Origin of the sequence: Edaphobacter sp. 12200R-103 (genome assembly GCF_010093025.1) — a bacterium.
GTDB lineage: Bacteria > Acidobacteriota > Terriglobia > Terriglobales > Acidobacteriaceae > Edaphobacter.
Genome location: NZ_CP048114.1, coordinates 1,271,516 through 1,286,902, shown reverse-complemented (window position 1 = coordinate 1,286,902; position 15,387 = coordinate 1,271,516). Strand labels below are relative to the sequence as shown.

Annotated in this window: 11 protein-coding genes; 3 read left to right on the top strand and 8 right to left on the bottom strand. The window is 56.9% G+C overall.

What is annotated here, in order from left to right:
• Positions 1-138 precede the first annotated feature (138 nt).
• Positions 139-507, top strand: a complete 369-nt coding sequence (locus tag GWR55_RS05370; RefSeq protein WP_162401337.1) for a response regulator — start codon at positions 139-141, stop codon at positions 505-507.
• Between the two features lie 45 nt (positions 508-552).
• On the opposite strand, the gene GWR55_RS05365 is transcribed toward GWR55_RS05370, so the two are convergent.
• From GWR55_RS05365 to GWR55_RS05345, 5 genes are all read right to left on the bottom strand, one after another.
• Positions 553-1,164, bottom strand: coding sequence for a putative colanic acid biosynthesis acetyltransferase (locus GWR55_RS05365; RefSeq protein WP_162401336.1), 612 nt, complete (start codon positions 1,162-1,164; stop codon positions 553-555).
• An 11-nt stretch (positions 1,165-1,175) separates the two neighbouring features.
• Positions 1,176-2,351, bottom strand: a complete 1,176-nt coding sequence (locus GWR55_RS05360) for a glycosyltransferase (RefSeq protein ID WP_162401335.1) — start codon at positions 2,349-2,351, stop codon at positions 1,176-1,178.
• Positions 2,352-2,370: 19 nt separating this feature from the next.
• A complete protein-coding gene (locus GWR55_RS05355) occupies positions 2,371-3,579 on the bottom strand; it encodes a glycosyltransferase family 4 protein (RefSeq protein WP_238398660.1) in 1,209 nt (402 codons plus the stop codon).
• Positions 3,580-3,661: 82 nt separating this feature from the next.
• The gene (locus GWR55_RS05350; protein ID WP_238398659.1) at positions 3,662-4,573 is read right to left on the bottom strand and encodes a polysaccharide biosynthesis/export family protein; all 912 of its coding nucleotides are present in this window, start codon (positions 4,571-4,573) and stop codon (positions 3,662-3,664) included.
• Positions 4,574-4,647: 74 nt separating this feature from the next.
• Positions 4,648-6,900 carry a polysaccharide biosynthesis tyrosine autokinase gene (locus GWR55_RS05345; protein WP_162401332.1) on the bottom strand — a complete coding sequence of 751 codons (2,253 nt, stop codon included), beginning with the start codon at positions 6,898-6,900 and terminating at the stop codon, positions 4,648-4,650.
• A 134-nt stretch (positions 6,901-7,034) separates the two neighbouring features.
• Between GWR55_RS05345 and GWR55_RS05340 the strand changes: the two genes are divergently transcribed.
• Positions 7,035-8,447: a UDP-glucose/GDP-mannose dehydrogenase family protein gene (locus tag GWR55_RS05340; RefSeq protein ID WP_162401331.1), complete on the top strand. Its 1,413-nt coding sequence runs from the start codon at positions 7,035-7,037 to the stop codon at positions 8,445-8,447.
• A 113-nt stretch (positions 8,448-8,560) separates the two neighbouring features.
• On the top strand, positions 8,561-9,508 hold the full coding sequence (locus GWR55_RS05335) for a UDP-glucuronic acid decarboxylase family protein (protein WP_162401330.1): 948 nt from the start codon (positions 8,561-8,563) through the stop codon (positions 9,506-9,508).
• 32 nt (positions 9,509-9,540) lie between these two features.
• Here GWR55_RS05335 and GWR55_RS05330 read toward each other — a convergent pair whose 3' ends face one another.
• The 3 genes from GWR55_RS05330 to aceE all read right to left on the bottom strand — a co-directional run bounded on the left by GWR55_RS05330 (position 9,541) and on the right by aceE (position 15,131).
• Complete coding sequence (locus tag GWR55_RS05330; RefSeq protein ID WP_370521369.1) at positions 9,541-11,448, bottom strand: capsule assembly Wzi family protein; 1,908 nt, start codon at positions 11,446-11,448, stop codon at positions 9,541-9,543.
• A gap of 84 nt (positions 11,449-11,532) precedes the next feature.
• On the bottom strand, positions 11,533-12,372 hold the full coding sequence (locus tag GWR55_RS05325; RefSeq protein WP_162401329.1) for a thiamine pyrophosphate-dependent enzyme: 840 nt from the start codon (positions 12,370-12,372) through the stop codon (positions 11,533-11,535).
• Positions 12,373-12,449: 77 nt separating this feature from the next.
• On the bottom strand, positions 12,450-15,131 hold the full coding sequence (gene aceE, locus GWR55_RS05320; protein WP_162401328.1) for a pyruvate dehydrogenase (acetyl-transferring), homodimeric type: 2,682 nt from the start codon (positions 15,129-15,131) through the stop codon (positions 12,450-12,452).
• Positions 15,132-15,387 lie beyond the last annotated feature (256 nt).

Sequence of the window (15,387 nt, the reverse complement as noted above, 5' to 3'; positions counted from 1 at the left end):
CGGAAACAGAGCCAGAAGATATCGTCGGCTATGGGCTCAGCGTATCATGAGTATCCAGGGTCCATATTAAAGCGAGAACCCCACTGATCGCATTGCAATCTTTGTTTTTGAATTCACTTGAATTGAGGATACCTTTGTATGTCCACGACACCGAAACCACGAGTCCTGGTCGCAGACGATGAGCAGGTGATTGCCAACACGCTGGCGATCATTCTGAACCAGTCCGGCTTTGAGGCGCGTGCCGTGTTCAGCGGCGAAAAAGCAGTTGAGATGTTCGACAGCTTTCAGCCAGATATGCTGATCAGTGACGTCATCATGACGGGAATGACCGGCATCGAAGCCGCGATTATTGCGCGGCAACGTCTTCCGAAATGCAAGATTCTCCTCTTCTCAGGGCAGGCGGCGACGGCCGATCTGCTGGAAAAGGCGCGGGCTCAGGGTCATGAGTTCGAGATCCTGGCGAAGCCGGTTCACCCTACGGATCTGCTTGCCAAGCTTCGCAGCTAAATAAATTTGCCGAAAATTATTTCTGGGAAGCTGCGAATGGGTGTATCAGGCAGGTTCCGAGCTTGACTGTTCATGACGCCGGCGTTCCTTCAGCCTGACTGCAGGGGCGCCGGCGTAGATCGTCCATGGCTCCAGGTTGCGAGTTGCGACGGAGCCAAGCCCGAGGACGGCACCTTCTCCCACCTTGACTCCGGGGGCGACAGAGGCTCGGGCGCAGATCCAGCTATAGGCTCCGAAGCTCATGGCATAGGCCAGCAGAGGGAACGCGGCATCGTCATAGTCGTGAGTCGCCCCGCAGATGTATGAGTCCTGAGAGAGGATGGCGTGTGAGCCGAAGGTCACGGGCGCCGGGTTATAGATCTCGGCTCCATCGGCTGCCGTGACCTGGTCGGCGCAGACCAGGTTCCACGGCGCCCATACCCTGGATTTGGGATAAAAATGGCAGTTAGGTCCCATGGTTGCGCCGAAGAGCTGTAGGAGCAGTGAACGCCACCCATGCAGAGGTCGAGGGGATGTCCGATAGAGCAGCGTCCAGCAAATATTCCACAGCTGCCTGCGAATGCGATCGCGGAGTGGAAAGGCCGGCCGCTGATAGGGGTCTGCAGCAGTATCGGAGGAGATATGTTCCGCCGCGTTGTAATGGACCGGTTTAGGCATAGCAACTTATCTCAGGCAGATACTGTGATTCCTGTTTCGCGTTTTGCGTTCTCGAAGAGATTCAGGATCGTCTTTGCGGTCTCGCGCATATCGTAGCGCCGGCGGAAGCAGTCGAAGGTGCGTGCTGAGATCCGCGCCCGCTCCTCGGCGGATGTATCGATCCAGCGCTGGAGTAGTTGCAGCGTTCCGTCCGCCGTATCGGGCTCCATCAGCCCCGCTCCATCGCGCACGATATCGGGCGCAATGTTGACCTGATCGGAGAGGAGAACAGGCTTGCCGCAACTGAGAGCCTCAGCGACAGCAATCCCGAAGTTCTCCTGGTGGGATGGCAGTACGAAGGCTTCGCAGCTGAAGAATGCTCCCCACTTTGCATTCCCGGTCAGCATGCCGGGCCAGTGTACGCGATCCTGAACTGCGGCAGCGGCCGCCATCTGGTTGAGGTCCCGGCTCCAGCCCTGCTGATCGGGGCCAGCCATGACGAGGTGAAGCTCCGGGTCCCGCCGGGCAATCTTTCCGAAGGCCTCGATCAGAAGATCGCAGCCTTTTTTGCGATGAATCCGACCGAGAAAGAGCAGGAACCGCTTGCCGCGAGCAGACGGGCAGCGATCAAAGAAAGATTCAGCCAGTATCTGCGAAGGCGTGGCCGGGGGACCATTGACTCCATAAGGAACGACATGCGGATTCCAGCGATGCAGCCAAAAACTCTGTTCTGCCAGGTCTCGCTCTGCTTCAGAGGTAAACAGCACGCGATACGCGTCGCGAAGCACGTTATATTCGACCGGAGCCCAGTAGAGCCACTTCTTCAGGTGCTTCAGCCGGGAGGCGCGCTTGAAGTAGGGGTCCAACATTCCGTGGGTAAAGACCATGTAAGGCATGCGGCCATCCAGAGCCTGTCTGGCAGCGCGTCCACAATACTGCCATAAACCGTGGACGATGACTCCATCGAACCGGCGATAGTTCTGCTGTATCCATGGAACGAGCTTCGGAGTGTAGCCGTAGGTCGTCGAAACAGGCCCGAGGGGATGGACAGGGAAGTCGAGCGTCTTGAGGAAGGGAGCCACGGGATCATCGAGTGTAGCGACCTCGCCACGGTAGCCGATCTCCCGATGACTGAGGATCATGCGGACGGCCTGGCTTGGCCCTCCCGCCTCCGGGCTCAGCGTTGCGATAATGTGGAGAATCTGCATGGATGTCCCGGTGTCTCCGTTACGACGCCGCAATTTTTTTGGTGACTGCAGCCAATGCCTGCCTGAACCCGCGCACATCTTCCTCAAAACTCCAGCGGTTGATGCGCTCCAGGCCCTTGCGTCCCATCTCAGCTGCAGTTTCCGGCGTCACCAGGGTACGGCGTAAGGCATCGGCGAGCCCCTCCACACTGCCCGCCGGGAAGACTGCTCCCTCCACTCCATCGGTGATCAGATCGCTCTGGCAGCCGACTTCGTCAGAGACGATGACGGCTCTGCCGGCATTCATCACCTCATTGACGATCAGACCCCAGGGTTCATGCCTGGATGGAAGAACAAACACGGTAGCAATGTCGAAGAAGCGTGGAAGCTCCGATTGGTTTCTGAAGCCGCAGAAACGGATACTGCTGAAACCGGTCTGTCTGGCCGCGCGCTCCAGTTGTTCCCTCTGTTCGCCGTCGCCTACGATGACCAGATAAGGATGTGGTTCCTGCCCTGGCGCCGGTGAAAGCTGCTTGTATGCCTCCAGAAGATCGTCGGCGCGCTTGCGACGCTGCAGCTTGGAGGCAAACAGAATGACGGGACGGTCCGGAGAGAGAGCCAGCTCTCGCCGTAGTTCCCCGCGACGCGGAGCAGCCTCTGTGCTTCGCTGCTGAAAATATTCGTTGTCGACAGCATAGGGAACCAGAAACTGTGGAACATGCTCGCCGAGATAATAGCTCCAGTACTCGGAATTCAATGTGCCAATCGGTAATACGCCGTCGATCATCTGACTCAGTGTGCGGAAAAAAAGCTTCTTAGCCGCCAGTTTGGCAGCACTTCGTTCACGATCGCCGAGCCAGGATTCGGCTCGGACCAATACCGGAATTCCCAGAGCATTTGCTGCGGTGATGGCATGAAGAGCATTGACGCTTGCGTATCCATGAACCCATAGAGCGTCATACGGGGTGCCATCTCCACAATCACGGAGGCGACTGGCAATTCCATAGTTCATCGGGGTCGTCGGAGTAACACGAGCATGATCCCGTAGAACCGGGAGAAAGTGGTGCTTATACCCCTCCAGGAGGGGAACATCCCACTTGATTCCTACGCCTCCGAAGCCTTCGTCTTTATATCCCTTTACGGAGAAGTCGGATCCAAAAAATACGGTAAGGTCGATGTCCGGCTCCTTGGCAATACGGCGCAGCAAGGGAGCCTGGTACTGAATGGGATGGCTTACGAGGTAAGCCATCCTTACTTGACGAGATTTTTCTTTTCTTGTCGGGACGGAAGATCTCATGAAATTCAGGCACTCCCCTTATTGCTGTTGACGATTAGCGAGTGGCTACAACAAGAAGGGACGCAAAGCCGAGTATCGTTCCGATTCCTCCCGACTTGATAGCAGCCTTCATGGTGTCGCTCGGTAGGAATACGATATCGTCGGCCTGCAGGACGGGGTCAGGGTCTTTCCCGTTGATGATCCGCTTGATGTTAAGATGAACGACCGTTCGATTCTCTCCGACGGTTCTTATCAGGCGAAGATCTTTCATCTTGCCCTCGAAGCCGGGTCCGCCCGCCAGGGTCGCTGCCTTGATCAGAGTGAAGGGAGAGTTCTGCTGAATCGGAATCGCACCTACGTTTTTAAACGCGCCCAGCAGATAAATTACACCGGCTCGAGCGACGATGATCGTATCACCTGCGAAGATCGGAATATTGTTTTTCTCGCTGGTCATTGGATCGCTGCCCAGATCAACAACGATGGGTTGGTCGAGACCCAGGCGGTGAATCGTAATGATATGACTGGAGGTCGTAGGGATCCCACCAGCTACCGTAAGTACGTCAAGAAGACGACTCTGCCCCACAATGGGGACCACGGAATGCACATCGCCTGTTACGGTTGCGACCTGATTGGGTGATTCGGTGAGTTGGAGTACGATCTGTGGATTGCGATACATGCCGGCTGAGATGAGCCGATCGGCAATTACCTTTTCTGCCTCGGGGATCGTGAGACCTTGAACGTGCACATTTCCGATCAAAGGAAGCTGCATTGTGCCGTCAAGACTTACACGTACCGCGGGAGAGTAGTCCGATGAGGGATAGAGGTGCACGGTAACCAGATCCCCAGGAAACAGTCGTAGATCATGTTTCGCAGGGAAAAGAATGGCTGGGTCGGTTGTGATGTGGACCGGTTCGTTCAGGCCAGCCGCCGATGTGACGGAGGGGCCGTTGAACTGCGCGTACGCCATCGGGTGCATTTCTCCCAGGAATAAGAGGAGAGCGGCGAAAAGTGGCAGAAGTCTGGTTTTCTTCCGCATGCGCATCACTTTACCTCCCCTGACTGGTCGCCGGAGCTTGCGTCTGACTTCGCTTTCCAGCTCTCGCTGTCGGCGCCGGCGCTGGTATAGCCGGAGTAGCCGTAATAGCCGTAGTAGTCCGGAGAGCTGATATCGACTGCATTCAACAGGATTCCGCTGAGCGGTGCTCCAGAACGTACTAGAAGGTCTCGGGCACGGCGCACAACGGGCTTGCTTGATTTGCCCTGCCGGATGACCAGCACGACTGCATCGGCCTCGCGGGACAGGATGACGGCGTCGGTCACAGAGAGCACGGGAGGCGAATCGATTACGACGTGGGTGTAGCTCTCCTTGGCAGACTGCAGCAGCTGGCGCATCATCTCCGAACTCAATAGTTCCGTGGGGAAGGGAGGCATGGGACCGCTTACCAGGACATCCAGGTTTGGCACCGAAGAAATCTGCTGAACGGCTTGTTCAAGGGGGGTTGATCCCGTGAGCACGGACGAGAGGCCGACACGAGCGCTCAGTCCAAACTGCTCATGAACGGTTGGCCTCCTCAGGTCGGCGTCGATGAGAAGTACACGGGCGTTCCCCTGAGCCAGCACTGTCGCAAGATTTACCGAAGCCGTCGTTTTACCCTCCGAAGGCGTAGCGCTGGTCAACAGAATCGTCCTGGGCGGATGCCCGGCCGAGGAGAGCAAAAGCGCCGTCCGAAGAGAGCGGAAAGATTCAGCAAATTGTGATTTTGGCTGCGAGAGCGATGTTATGTTTCGTATTGCCGTGCCGCCCTGTCCAGCCGCCTCGGCTGAGCGTTTGAAGCGTGGAATAATCGCAAGGGACGGAAGCTCCAGGAATGCTTCTACATCGGCCACACTCTGGAGGCCGGTATCCAGGCTCTCCAGCAGGAACGCCATCATGACTCCTGCGATGAAGCCAAGCACAAGATATGTCAGTACGACGGTCGTCTTGCGTTTCAAAGTAGGGTTGGCAGGTAGAAGCGCCGGATCGACGACATCGATCTCGAGCGATTCCAGCCCCGCCTCGACGCCGGCGGTGCGCAGACGCTGCAGCAGACCTTCGTAAAGATTGCGGTCCGATTCGAACTCGCGCTGACGGATCGTGTACTCCACCAGGTCGTCGCGCATCTTGTAAGCCTGGTTCTTTTCCGCTTCGAGTGCAGCTGTAGTGTCCTGTTCATCCTTGAGAGCTGCGAGATAGGTCTGTTTCGCCTGAAGGACAAGACGCTGCTGCTCGGTGCTAATTTCCTTAGACAACTCATCGATCTGGGCCTTTTGAGCCTTGACGGTGGGATGATTGGGTCCGAGGTCGGACTCAATTTGAGCCAGAGAGGCCCGTGCCGTGGCCAACTGGGCGCGAAGAGTATTGATCTGCGAAGGAGCGATCCCCTGACCGGTTGAGACGGCTCCTTCAATACTATTGGGGTCCATGGTGCTCAGCATCCTGTACTGCGATTCAGCCATGATGCGAGCAATGCGGGCTTGGTTGGAGGCTGTCGAAAGCTGTTCGAGGGAGGAAGTGATCTGGCTGTGATTCGGATCGAATCCCAGGATGCCCAGCCGCTTCTGCACATCCAGCATGCGCTCCTGGGAGGACTGAACCTGTTGCTTGAGATCGTCGAGCTGCCCTGAGAGCCAGTTCGAAACCCGCTGGCTGGAAGCAAAACGCGTCTCATAGCTGCGTTGAATGTAAGCAGAGATGATTTTGTTGACAATATCGGCTGCCAGCTTGGGGCTGAGTGATCGATAACTGATACGAATGATCTCCGTCTTTTGGACTTGAGAGATCACGAGGTTTGCCAGAAGCCCATGAATGGTGGCCTGTCGAACCGCCGGATCATCCAGGGAAGCACGAGGTTTCGGCGCCGGTCCGTTCAGGAAGTCAGGATTATTGGCGAGATCCATCTCGCGGGCGACGGTCAGCATCAGGGAGTCGCTCTGAAGAATCGCGACCTCGGTCAGAAGTCGTTGAGAGCTATCCGTGGACGCGCCGGAGACACTGCTGACTCGATATTCGTTAGACGAGCCGGACCGCACCTGTATGCGCCCGAAGGCCTCATAGATACGAGGCTGCGTCTCGGCGGCGTAGATGCCGTAGAGCAGGCCTGCCAGTACGAAAGCCAGCAATACCCTCTTTCGTTTGCGCAGGGTGACAAGAGTCTCAGAGAGAGTCGTATCTGTCGCCGCGGTTCCGAAGGCGAGGGGAGAAGTATCAGATGCGCCGCCTGCCTGAGGCGGTGTCTGCGCGCTTTGGAGACCCATTGCGTCATAGTCTACTAGAAACCCTGAATGACAGAAATGAATTGACGTAGTTCTTTCATCTTCCGAGGGTAAGCCTGATATTCTGGGGGTATCGATATCTTGGCTCTGAGAGGTTCAGAAACTCCCCGCATATTATGAGTAAACCCATTCCTATTGCCGTCGTTGGTTCTGGATATGTTGGGCTGGTAGCTGCTGTCTGCTTTGCAGAGATGGGGCATCCGGTCATCTGTGTTGATAATGACCAGCAGAAAGTCACTGCCCTCCAGGAGGGTGACACCCTTATTCATGAGCATCATCTTCCGGAACTGCTGGGACGCTACCGGAATGACCGGGTTCGCTTTACGACGGACCTGGCTGAGGCCACCAGGGAATCCGACGCCATCTTTATCGCAGTAGGTACCCCTCAGAGTGAGACCGGGGATGCAGACCTCTCCTACGTGGAGGCGGTAGCCTGCGAGATCGCCCGTTCATTGACCAGCTATAAAGTCATCGTCGAAAAGAGCACCGTACCCGTGTATACCAACGAGTGGATCAGCCGTGCCCTGGAACGCAACGGGGTGGAGCGGCATCTGTTCGACGTAGTTTCCAACCCTGAGTTTCTGCGCGAAGGCACAGCAGTCGTGGACTTTCTTCATCCGGACCGGATCGTCGTCGGCGCCGATAATGAACGCGCGGCTGCGATCCTTCGAGACATCTACGCGCCCCTGACTAGTGGCGAATATTATCAGCGGGAGGATGGTATCTCCGGCTGCTGCTCTGTGTCGGAGCCTCCTCCCTTGCTTTTAACCTCCACCAAGAGCGCAGAGATCATCAAGCACGCTTCTAACGCTTTTCTGGCTCTCAAGATCTCCTTCATCAATGCGGTGTCGAATCTTTGTGAGGCGGCAGATGCCAATGTGGAGCAGGTAGCGCGAGGAATGGGGCTTGATACCCGAATCGGGCCTAAGTTCCTCCGCCCCGGTGTGGGCTATGGAGGCTCCTGTTTCCCGAAAGATGTGGCTGCCTTCCGCGCTGTTGCGGAACAGATGGGAATCGATTTCAGTCTTCTGACCGAAGTCGAAAAGATCAACGCACAGCAGAAGAAACGCTTCGTCAGCAAAGTGCGTTCGGCTTTGTGGAACCTTCGCGGCAAGAAGCTGGCCGTGCTGGGACTGGCCTTTAAGGGCGACACGGATGACATCCGGGAGTCTCCCGCCATTGAGATTATCCGTATGCTGCTGAATGAAGGATGCAGTGTAGCGGCCTTTGATCCTGCAGCGATGGAGAGGACTCAGCAGGTCCTTCCCGCTGGTGGCAAACTGCGGTATGCGGCCGATGCGTATGAGGCTGCGAAGGATGCGGATGCTTTGCTGATCCTGACAGACTGGGCGGAGTTTGGTGAGCTCGATCTGCGGCGTCTCAATCAGCTGCTTCGTTATTCCATCATTGTGGATGGACGCAATCTTTATGATCCCGCAGTTCTAAGCGATCACGGCTTTACTTATGTGAGCGTAGGACGGCCGGCGGCACATCCGATCCGTGAGACGTCAACAGTAGCGAAAGCTTAGTTGAAACGGGATCCGATCTGGAATCTGACGGATGCTGCCCAGCGGCATCCGTCATTTTCTATAAGCCTGCGTGCATATTGCTGAAGAAAAGAAGAAAGGTGAAGAGGTAGCTCATGGGGTCTCAGACGATTCTCGTCACGGGCGCGGCTGGTTTTCTTGGTTCTCATTTATGTGACGTTTTGCTGGCTGAGGGATATACCGTCCTCGGTGTAGATAATCTTGCCACCGGCAAGATGGCCAATCTCGAACATCTTTCGACGGACTCCCGCTTCCGCTTCATGGAGCAAGACATCTGCCTTGGCTTCGACCCCGGAAAAGTAGATTACGTCTTTAATCTTGCCTCTCCTGCCAGCCCGGTCGACTACACCCGGCTGGGAATTGAGACACTGCAGGTTGGCTCTGCAGGAACTTTGAACACGCTTGAGTTGGCCCGCAAGTACGGGGCCGGGTATCTTCATGCCTCCACGTCAGAATGCTATGGGGATCCTGAAGTCCATCCCCAGGTTGAAACCTACTGGGGGAATGTGAACCCGATCGGTCCGCGATCCGTTTATGACGAGGCCAAACGATTCTCGGAAGCCGCTGTCATGGCCTACCATCGATACCATGGCGTCAATACGCATCTTGTCCGTATCTTCAATACCTATGGGCCTCGTCTGCAGGCTAACGACGGACGGGTGATCTCGAACTTCATGATTCAGGCATTACGCGGCGAACCTCTAACGATCTATGGCGATGGCTCACAGACTCGGAGTTTCTGCTATGTCTCCGACCTGATCGACGGTATCGTGCGCCTTTCGCGGTCGGAAGAGCATCTTCCGGTCAATATCGGAAATCCCACAGAATGGACCATTGCTGAGTGCGCAAAGGAGGTGCTCGCTGTTACGGGATCCCGCTCTGAGATCGCCTACAAGGCACTTCCACAGGACGACCCTACACGAAGACGTCCTGACATTACCCGTGCCCAGACCTTGTTGGGTTGGGAGCCGAAGATCCAACTGCGCGAAGGCCTTGAGCGTTCGCTTGAGTACTTCCGCTTAAGCGTGTCAGTCACGGCTTAATCTTTCTCGCTGATTGTGCCCATTTACGCAGATCAGCGAGAAAGATGCTGCAGCTTTGGGTACCAGGTCAGTTGTACCGAGGCCGCGGTGTTCTGTTGGTAGCCGGTCTTGTAGACAGGAGCCTTCCAGCCTTCATACTGAACCCATGACTTCAGCTCGACATCCCGGCCAAGTCGCTTAACCAGGCTTACTTTGAACTGATTCTGCGTTGTTCCCAGCGGGATGAAGTCCCCCGGAGTCTTTTTGTGCAGGTATTCAAGCTGGACCCATTCGTTCCCTGAAAGGTGATAGGTGAGCCACGCCTGCCCGCCTTTGGCTTCGCGCCCCATCCAGTCCCCCATGATGAAGCCTTTGTTGGTATAGCCCTGGACCTGCACAACCTCCCAGTACGTGAATTGGCCGGCATGGCTGGGGAAGACATCAGGATCGGTGTTGACTCCTTCGATTCTCAGGTCCAGCTTCCTGAGCTTTCCGGGAAATTGAGAGATGTACAGACCCGTGCGATAGGACGCGCGACGGGGCGCGCTGATCGGTGTGACATCATCGTGCGAGATAGCATCGACATAGAGAGTGGCGTACTTGCGGACAAAGGGAAGCCTGTAAGAGAAGTTGAAATCGCTGTACCGGGCGCCTGGATCTTCCCGCGAGTATTTTTCCTCTTTAGTGGTGTCGTTGATGTCGAAGAATCCTTTGAGGAAGGTGTGCAGGGTGACGGGGGTATGCCCCTTGCCTCCGAAGATGATGGTGCGTTGAAAGCCAAGCTCGAAGTTCTTCGTAGGACGGAATGAGAACATCTCAGCGTGGGCATAAGGACTGTTCGGTGAAGTGTGTCCCTTCAGGCTGCCATAGAAGAAGTCATAACGCACAGGACCCAGTAGCTTCGAGACCAGAGGAATGTACATCGGCTCGACGCGGTTGATCCGAAAGGAGTAGATGTTTTCAGCATTGTTCGACCAGGCGAGCGCTCCACCCATGCCTGGTCCCAACCAGGCATCGTTCTTTCCTCCAGAGATCTCATGGCCCAGAAGATGAAAAGACAGAGAAGCTTCAACAAGCCTGAATTGATTCTGTGACGCCAGCGGACCTTCCGGAATGGTGTCCTGGGGGCGGTTGGGAGGGGCATATGGGTATGCCCTGTCCAGTTGCGCCAGCATTGATGACAGGTTATAAGAGTACCCGGAACCTGAAGGAGCGTGCTGATACTCTCCCCGGAGATACAGCGAGAAGCGCCCGGCTTCGTTCAGGGTCGAAAACCCCGTGATGTTATTCAATCCGCTCTCATAGGGGCGACCATAGTCATTCACGATGGTCTGTCCCAGGTGATAGCTGTCGCGCAATACCGGACCGCCTATCCCCGTAAAGCGGGTATAGGCGGAGTGGAGCCCATAGATGACGCCGCGATTGACATTGCCGCTTGGGACCTCATCTTCAAACTCGCCCAGCAGACTGTCGAGAATTCCCTGTGCCTCTTCGTTATCACTGTTAACGATATCGAGTTGGGATTTCTGCAATGCGTGCAGGGCGCTGCGCCGGGTCCATGGACGCATGCTGATAAAGGTGGTATTCAGAAATCCCATGGAGTATAACCGCATCATCTGCGGGTAGACCCAGCTGTCCATGGGGATGTATGCGGAGCCGAGGGCGTCCGTTTTCTGTGCTGGAGGCTCCGGAGCATAGCCTGCATAGGCAGTGTTTGGGCCGGTGGGTGGGGGAACTGGGGCTGCTTCCTGCTGCGGTGTGTTCAGGGTTGGGATTGCTCCTGAATCCTGCCGTTGCGGTGCCGGCTTTTTCTGCTCTGGGTCGTAAGCCGGCAGCGATGGAAGCTGTTGATCAGAAGAAGCTGATGGCGGCTTCACCGAGGGGGAGGTTTGCGCGTGACCCTGGGCAACAATTCCTGCCGACCACAGGCCGAACACAAGGAGAAGCGGACGAATCTGCAATTGCACCTCAAGTGGCCTGAACAGAGTTCGGCCCGAGTGTAATGTTCCAAGGCGAAAAGACGGCAGGTGCTTCCTTTATATAGATTATCTGTTCCTGGCTTTTGCCGCCTGTGCGAACCATTTTGTGTCGCAGATCTGGCGCTCCAGCAGGAACTGCTTCAGATGCTCCAGAGGGTCGTCGATTCCATTGCGAGAGCCATCGACTCTCCAACGTACCGACTCAATGAGGACCGGTCCGTCTCCCCCGCGGGTTCTGCCAAGAGATTCCTGGGTAACCCGATAGAGAGCGACAGAATCGCAGGCGTCGACGGGAATTCCAGGCACTCCTGTCAAGCGCGCAACTTCGCAAAGTTCATTGCTCTCAGCGCCCTTTCGAACTGCGCCGGGGCGGGGAAGCGCCACAAAGATGATCGGCAGGGCGAGTTTCGCCGCTGAAGACAGCGTTTTGCGCCACGACCCCGCGCTCATCTCATCCTTTCTTGCATACGCGACGACGATGCCAGTTCTCTTCTGAGTCTTGAGGGCAAGGGCCGCCCCCAGGGCCAGATGCAGCCTTTCTTCTTTATCGGCAACTCGCGCGAGGAGCAATTTGCAGCCCGCCTCCGCCAGCACATCAGTTTTTGACTTTGCGCCTGCGATGCCCCGCAGGAGACGCGCTCGGTCACCTCCCAGCAGCCATCCCATGCCGGCCGTCGGCTCCGTGTCGCTGATCAGGTCATCTTCGCCCAGCTCAAGGCTGGTGCTGACGCGGACGGCTTCCTGGCCGCGAATCGTCGCGATGCGGCGCCGGCCGGTGGTTGTGGCTCGCTTGAGGGCGACGTCATCCAGAGTGCGCGCCTCAAGCATCTTCAGGTAGATCTGTCTCAATTTTGCATTTGGTACCAGAGGGTTTTCGCCAGCCTCACCCGCGCTCTTTACGGTCATCGTTCTCCCAGTCGCCTCGCTATACACGGAGAGGGTCCCTTGAGGAACCCTCTCGTCAACCACCACTGCCTGTCTGATTATGCCTTAGCCGGATCGATAGCCTCAGTATCCAGCCCAAGATCTGCCAGTGCCTTCTGAGCCACCTTCGGCTTCACCTTGCCATCGCGAGCCAGTCTCGACAGCGTTGCGCCTGCAATTGCTTCTGCGTTCACTTCAAAGTGGCGGCGCAGATGCTCACGGTTGTCGCTGCGGCCAAAGCCGTCGGTTCCGAGTGTGACCAGCCGGCCCGGCAGCCACGGCGAAAGCGCATCCGGCAGGACCTTCATGTAATCGCTGGCGGCAATGATCGGCCCCTTCGTCCCCTCAAGGGTCGTCTCCAGATAGCTCTTCTTCAGCGCCTCGGCAGGATGCAGGCGGTTCCAGCGCTCGACTGCAAGAGCGTCGCGGCGAAGCTCGGTGTAGCTGGTGACACTCCACACATCGACTTCGATCTTGTATTTAGAAGAGAGGATCTCCTGTGCTCGCAGCACTTCATTGAGGATTGGTCCGGAGCCGAAGAGCTGTGCGACCGCTTCTCCCTTGATAGCAGCACGATACTTATAGAGGCCGCGCAGGATGCCCTCGGTGACACCTTCCGGCATCGGAGGCATCGCGTAGTCTTCGTTGTACATGGTGATGTAGTAGAAGACGCTCTCGCCATTCTCATACATGCGGCGCAGACCATCCTGCACGATCACAGCCAGCTCAAAGACATACGCAGGATCGTAGGTCAGGCAGGTCGGGACCGTGCTGAAGAGCACGTGACTGTGGCCGTCCTGATGCTGCAGGCCTTCTCCCAGCATGGTGGTGCGACCGGCAGTTCCTCCCATCAGGAAGCCCTTGCCGCGCGAATCTGCGAAGGCCCAAACCATGTCTCCCACGCGCTGGAATCCGAACATCGAGTAGTACATGTAGAAGGGAATGGTTGGCAGGTTGTAGTTGGCGTACGCCGTTCCCGCGGCGGTGAAGGATGCCATCGAGCCGGCTTCGGTGATGCCTTCCTCAAGGATCTGTCCATTCTTTTCTTCGCGATAGCTCAGCAGCATATCGGAATCGTGCGGGACGTACTTCTGTCCCTCTGGAGCATAGATGCCGACCTGCTTGATGATTGACTCCAGACCGAAGGTGCGGCCCTCGTCGGGAACGATGGGGACGACCAGCTTCCCAAACGACGGATCCTTGAGAAGATGCCGCAGCAGACTGACGAATCCCATCGTGGTCGAGACGGCACGGTTGTTCGATCCTCCTGTCCACTCCTGCAGGGTCTCCAGCGCCGGTGTCTTGAAGTCGATCTTAAGGACGACTCGCTTCGGCAGATAGCCCCCCAAAGCCGCGCGCCTCTCGTGCAGATACTTGATCTCGGGAGCCGACTCATCGGGACGGAAGAATGCGCCCTCCTTGGCGGCCTCGGCGGTAACAGGAATCTCAAAGCGCTCGATGAAGTGCTTCATCGACTCATCGGTGAGCTTCTTCTCCTGGTGCGAGGCGTTGCGCGCCTCGGTCGAGCCCAGGCCATAGCCCTTGACCGTTTTGGCCAGGATGACCGTCGGTCCGCCCTTGTGTTCCAGGGCCCGTTTGTAGGCGTTGTAGATCTTGACCGGATCGTGACCGCCGCGGTGAAGACGCGCCAGCTCCTCGTCGGTCTTGTCTTCGACCAGCTTCAGCAACTCCGGGTATTTGCCAAAAAAGTGCTGTCGCAGGTAGGCTCCGCCTTTCGCCTTGAAGGCCTGAAAGTCGCCATCAACAGCCTCTTCCATCCGCTTAAGCAAAAGTCCTTGGTGATCGCGCTCAAACAGCTCATCCCAGTCGGAACCCCAGATGACCTTAATGACGTTCCATCCCGCGCCGCGGAACATGCCTTCCAGTTCATCGATGATGCGCTTGTTCCCGCGCACCGGTCCGTCCAGCCGCTGCAGGTTGCAGTTGACCACGAAGATCAGGTTGTCGAGCTTTTCGCGCGAGCCCAGCGAGATAGCGCCCAGCGTATCGACCTCGTCCGTTTCGCCGTCGCCCACGAAGGCCCAGACCTTGCGGTCCGTCTTCTCGATCAGGCCACGGTTCTCCAGGTAGCGCATGAAACGTGCCTGGTAGATGGCATTCAGCGGGCCAATGCCCATCGAGACCGTGGGGAACTTCCAGAAATCCGGCATCAGCCAGGGGTGCGGATAGCTCGAAAGGGCGGGTTCGCCGCGAAGCTCGTGGCGAAAGTTCTTGAGGCGCTTCTCGTCCAGGCGCCCTTCGACGAAGGCGCGGGCATAGACACCCGGCGAAGCATGCCCTTGGAAGTAGACGAAGTCGCCCGGCAGGTCGCCGGTCGAGCCCTCGTACTTTGCCCGGAAGAAGTGGTTGAAGCCGACCTCAAGCAGCGTCGCCAGCGACGAATACGTCGAGATATGTCCGCCGATACCGGCATCCTTTTTGTTCTGGCCATGCACCATCGCCATCGCGTTCCAGCGGATCAGCGCTTCGATACGGCGCTCCAGCTTGCGGTCGCCAGGGTAGGGAACTTCGTCGTGCTTTGGAATGGTATTGAGATAGGGGGTAGTCAGCTCACTGTTGACAGTCAGTCCGGCTTCGCGAGCCCGCGTCCGAAGGGCCTGTAGAAGCTCGGCGCTCTGTTCCCAGTCGTTTGCTACGACCTCGTCAAAAGCCTCAATCCATTCCGATACCTCGCGCGCAAAATCGGCCTGTGGGGCAGCGGTCTCAAGCTTTGTCGTCATAAGCGGTCCTTATCTCCCTATTCTCGGACAGGAATACTTCTGTCCGACCAAAACCAACATCTTTAAGATAATCGCCAAACCCCATAGTCGTCACTTTCGCGCCAAAATCCCGTGCGAACACCGGATTCCGGACGGGCTGCCTGCAAGATCCCAGAGCTTTTCTGCCCGGCTTCAGCCTGTCTTAAGCATGCCCCGCCAGACTGATAGCGCTCCTTCAAGAGCGCCACGCCAGGACGGTTGCCTGTTACGTTGGACC

What these genes read in the sequence shown, in the direction of transcription:
- GWR55_RS05335 (WP_162401330.1), top strand. Translation starts at nt 8,561, where the DNA reads ATGGGGTCTCAGACGATTCTCGTCACGGGCGCGGCTGGTTTTCTTGGT.
- GWR55_RS05355 (WP_238398660.1), bottom strand. Translation starts at nt 3,579, where the DNA reads ATGGCTTACCTCGTAAGCCATCCCATTCAGTACCAGGCTCCCTTGCTG.
- GWR55_RS05340 (WP_162401331.1), top strand. Translation starts at nt 7,035, where the DNA reads ATGAGTAAACCCATTCCTATTGCCGTCGTTGGTTCTGGATATGTTGGG.
- GWR55_RS05345 (WP_162401332.1), bottom strand. Translation starts at nt 6,900, where the DNA reads ATGGGTCTCCAAAGCGCGCAGACACCGCCTCAGGCAGGCGGCGCATCT.
- GWR55_RS05360 (WP_162401335.1), bottom strand. Translation starts at nt 2,351, where the DNA reads ATGCAGATTCTCCACATTATCGCAACGCTGAGCCCGGAGGCGGGAGGG.
- GWR55_RS05370 (WP_162401337.1), top strand. Translation starts at nt 139, where the DNA reads ATGTCCACGACACCGAAACCACGAGTCCTGGTCGCAGACGATGAGCAG.
- GWR55_RS05365 (WP_162401336.1), bottom strand. Translation starts at nt 1,164, where the DNA reads ATGCCTAAACCGGTCCATTACAACGCGGCGGAACATATCTCCTCCGAT.
- aceE (WP_162401328.1), bottom strand. Translation starts at nt 15,131, where the DNA reads ATGACGACAAAGCTTGAGACCGCTGCCCCACAGGCCGATTTTGCGCGC.
- GWR55_RS05350 (WP_238398659.1), bottom strand. Translation starts at nt 4,573, where the DNA reads ATGGCGTACGCGCAGTTCAACGGCCCCTCCGTCACATCGGCGGCTGGC.
- GWR55_RS05325 (WP_162401329.1), bottom strand. Translation starts at nt 12,372, where the DNA reads ATGACCGTAAAGAGCGCGGGTGAGGCTGGCGAAAACCCTCTGGTACCA.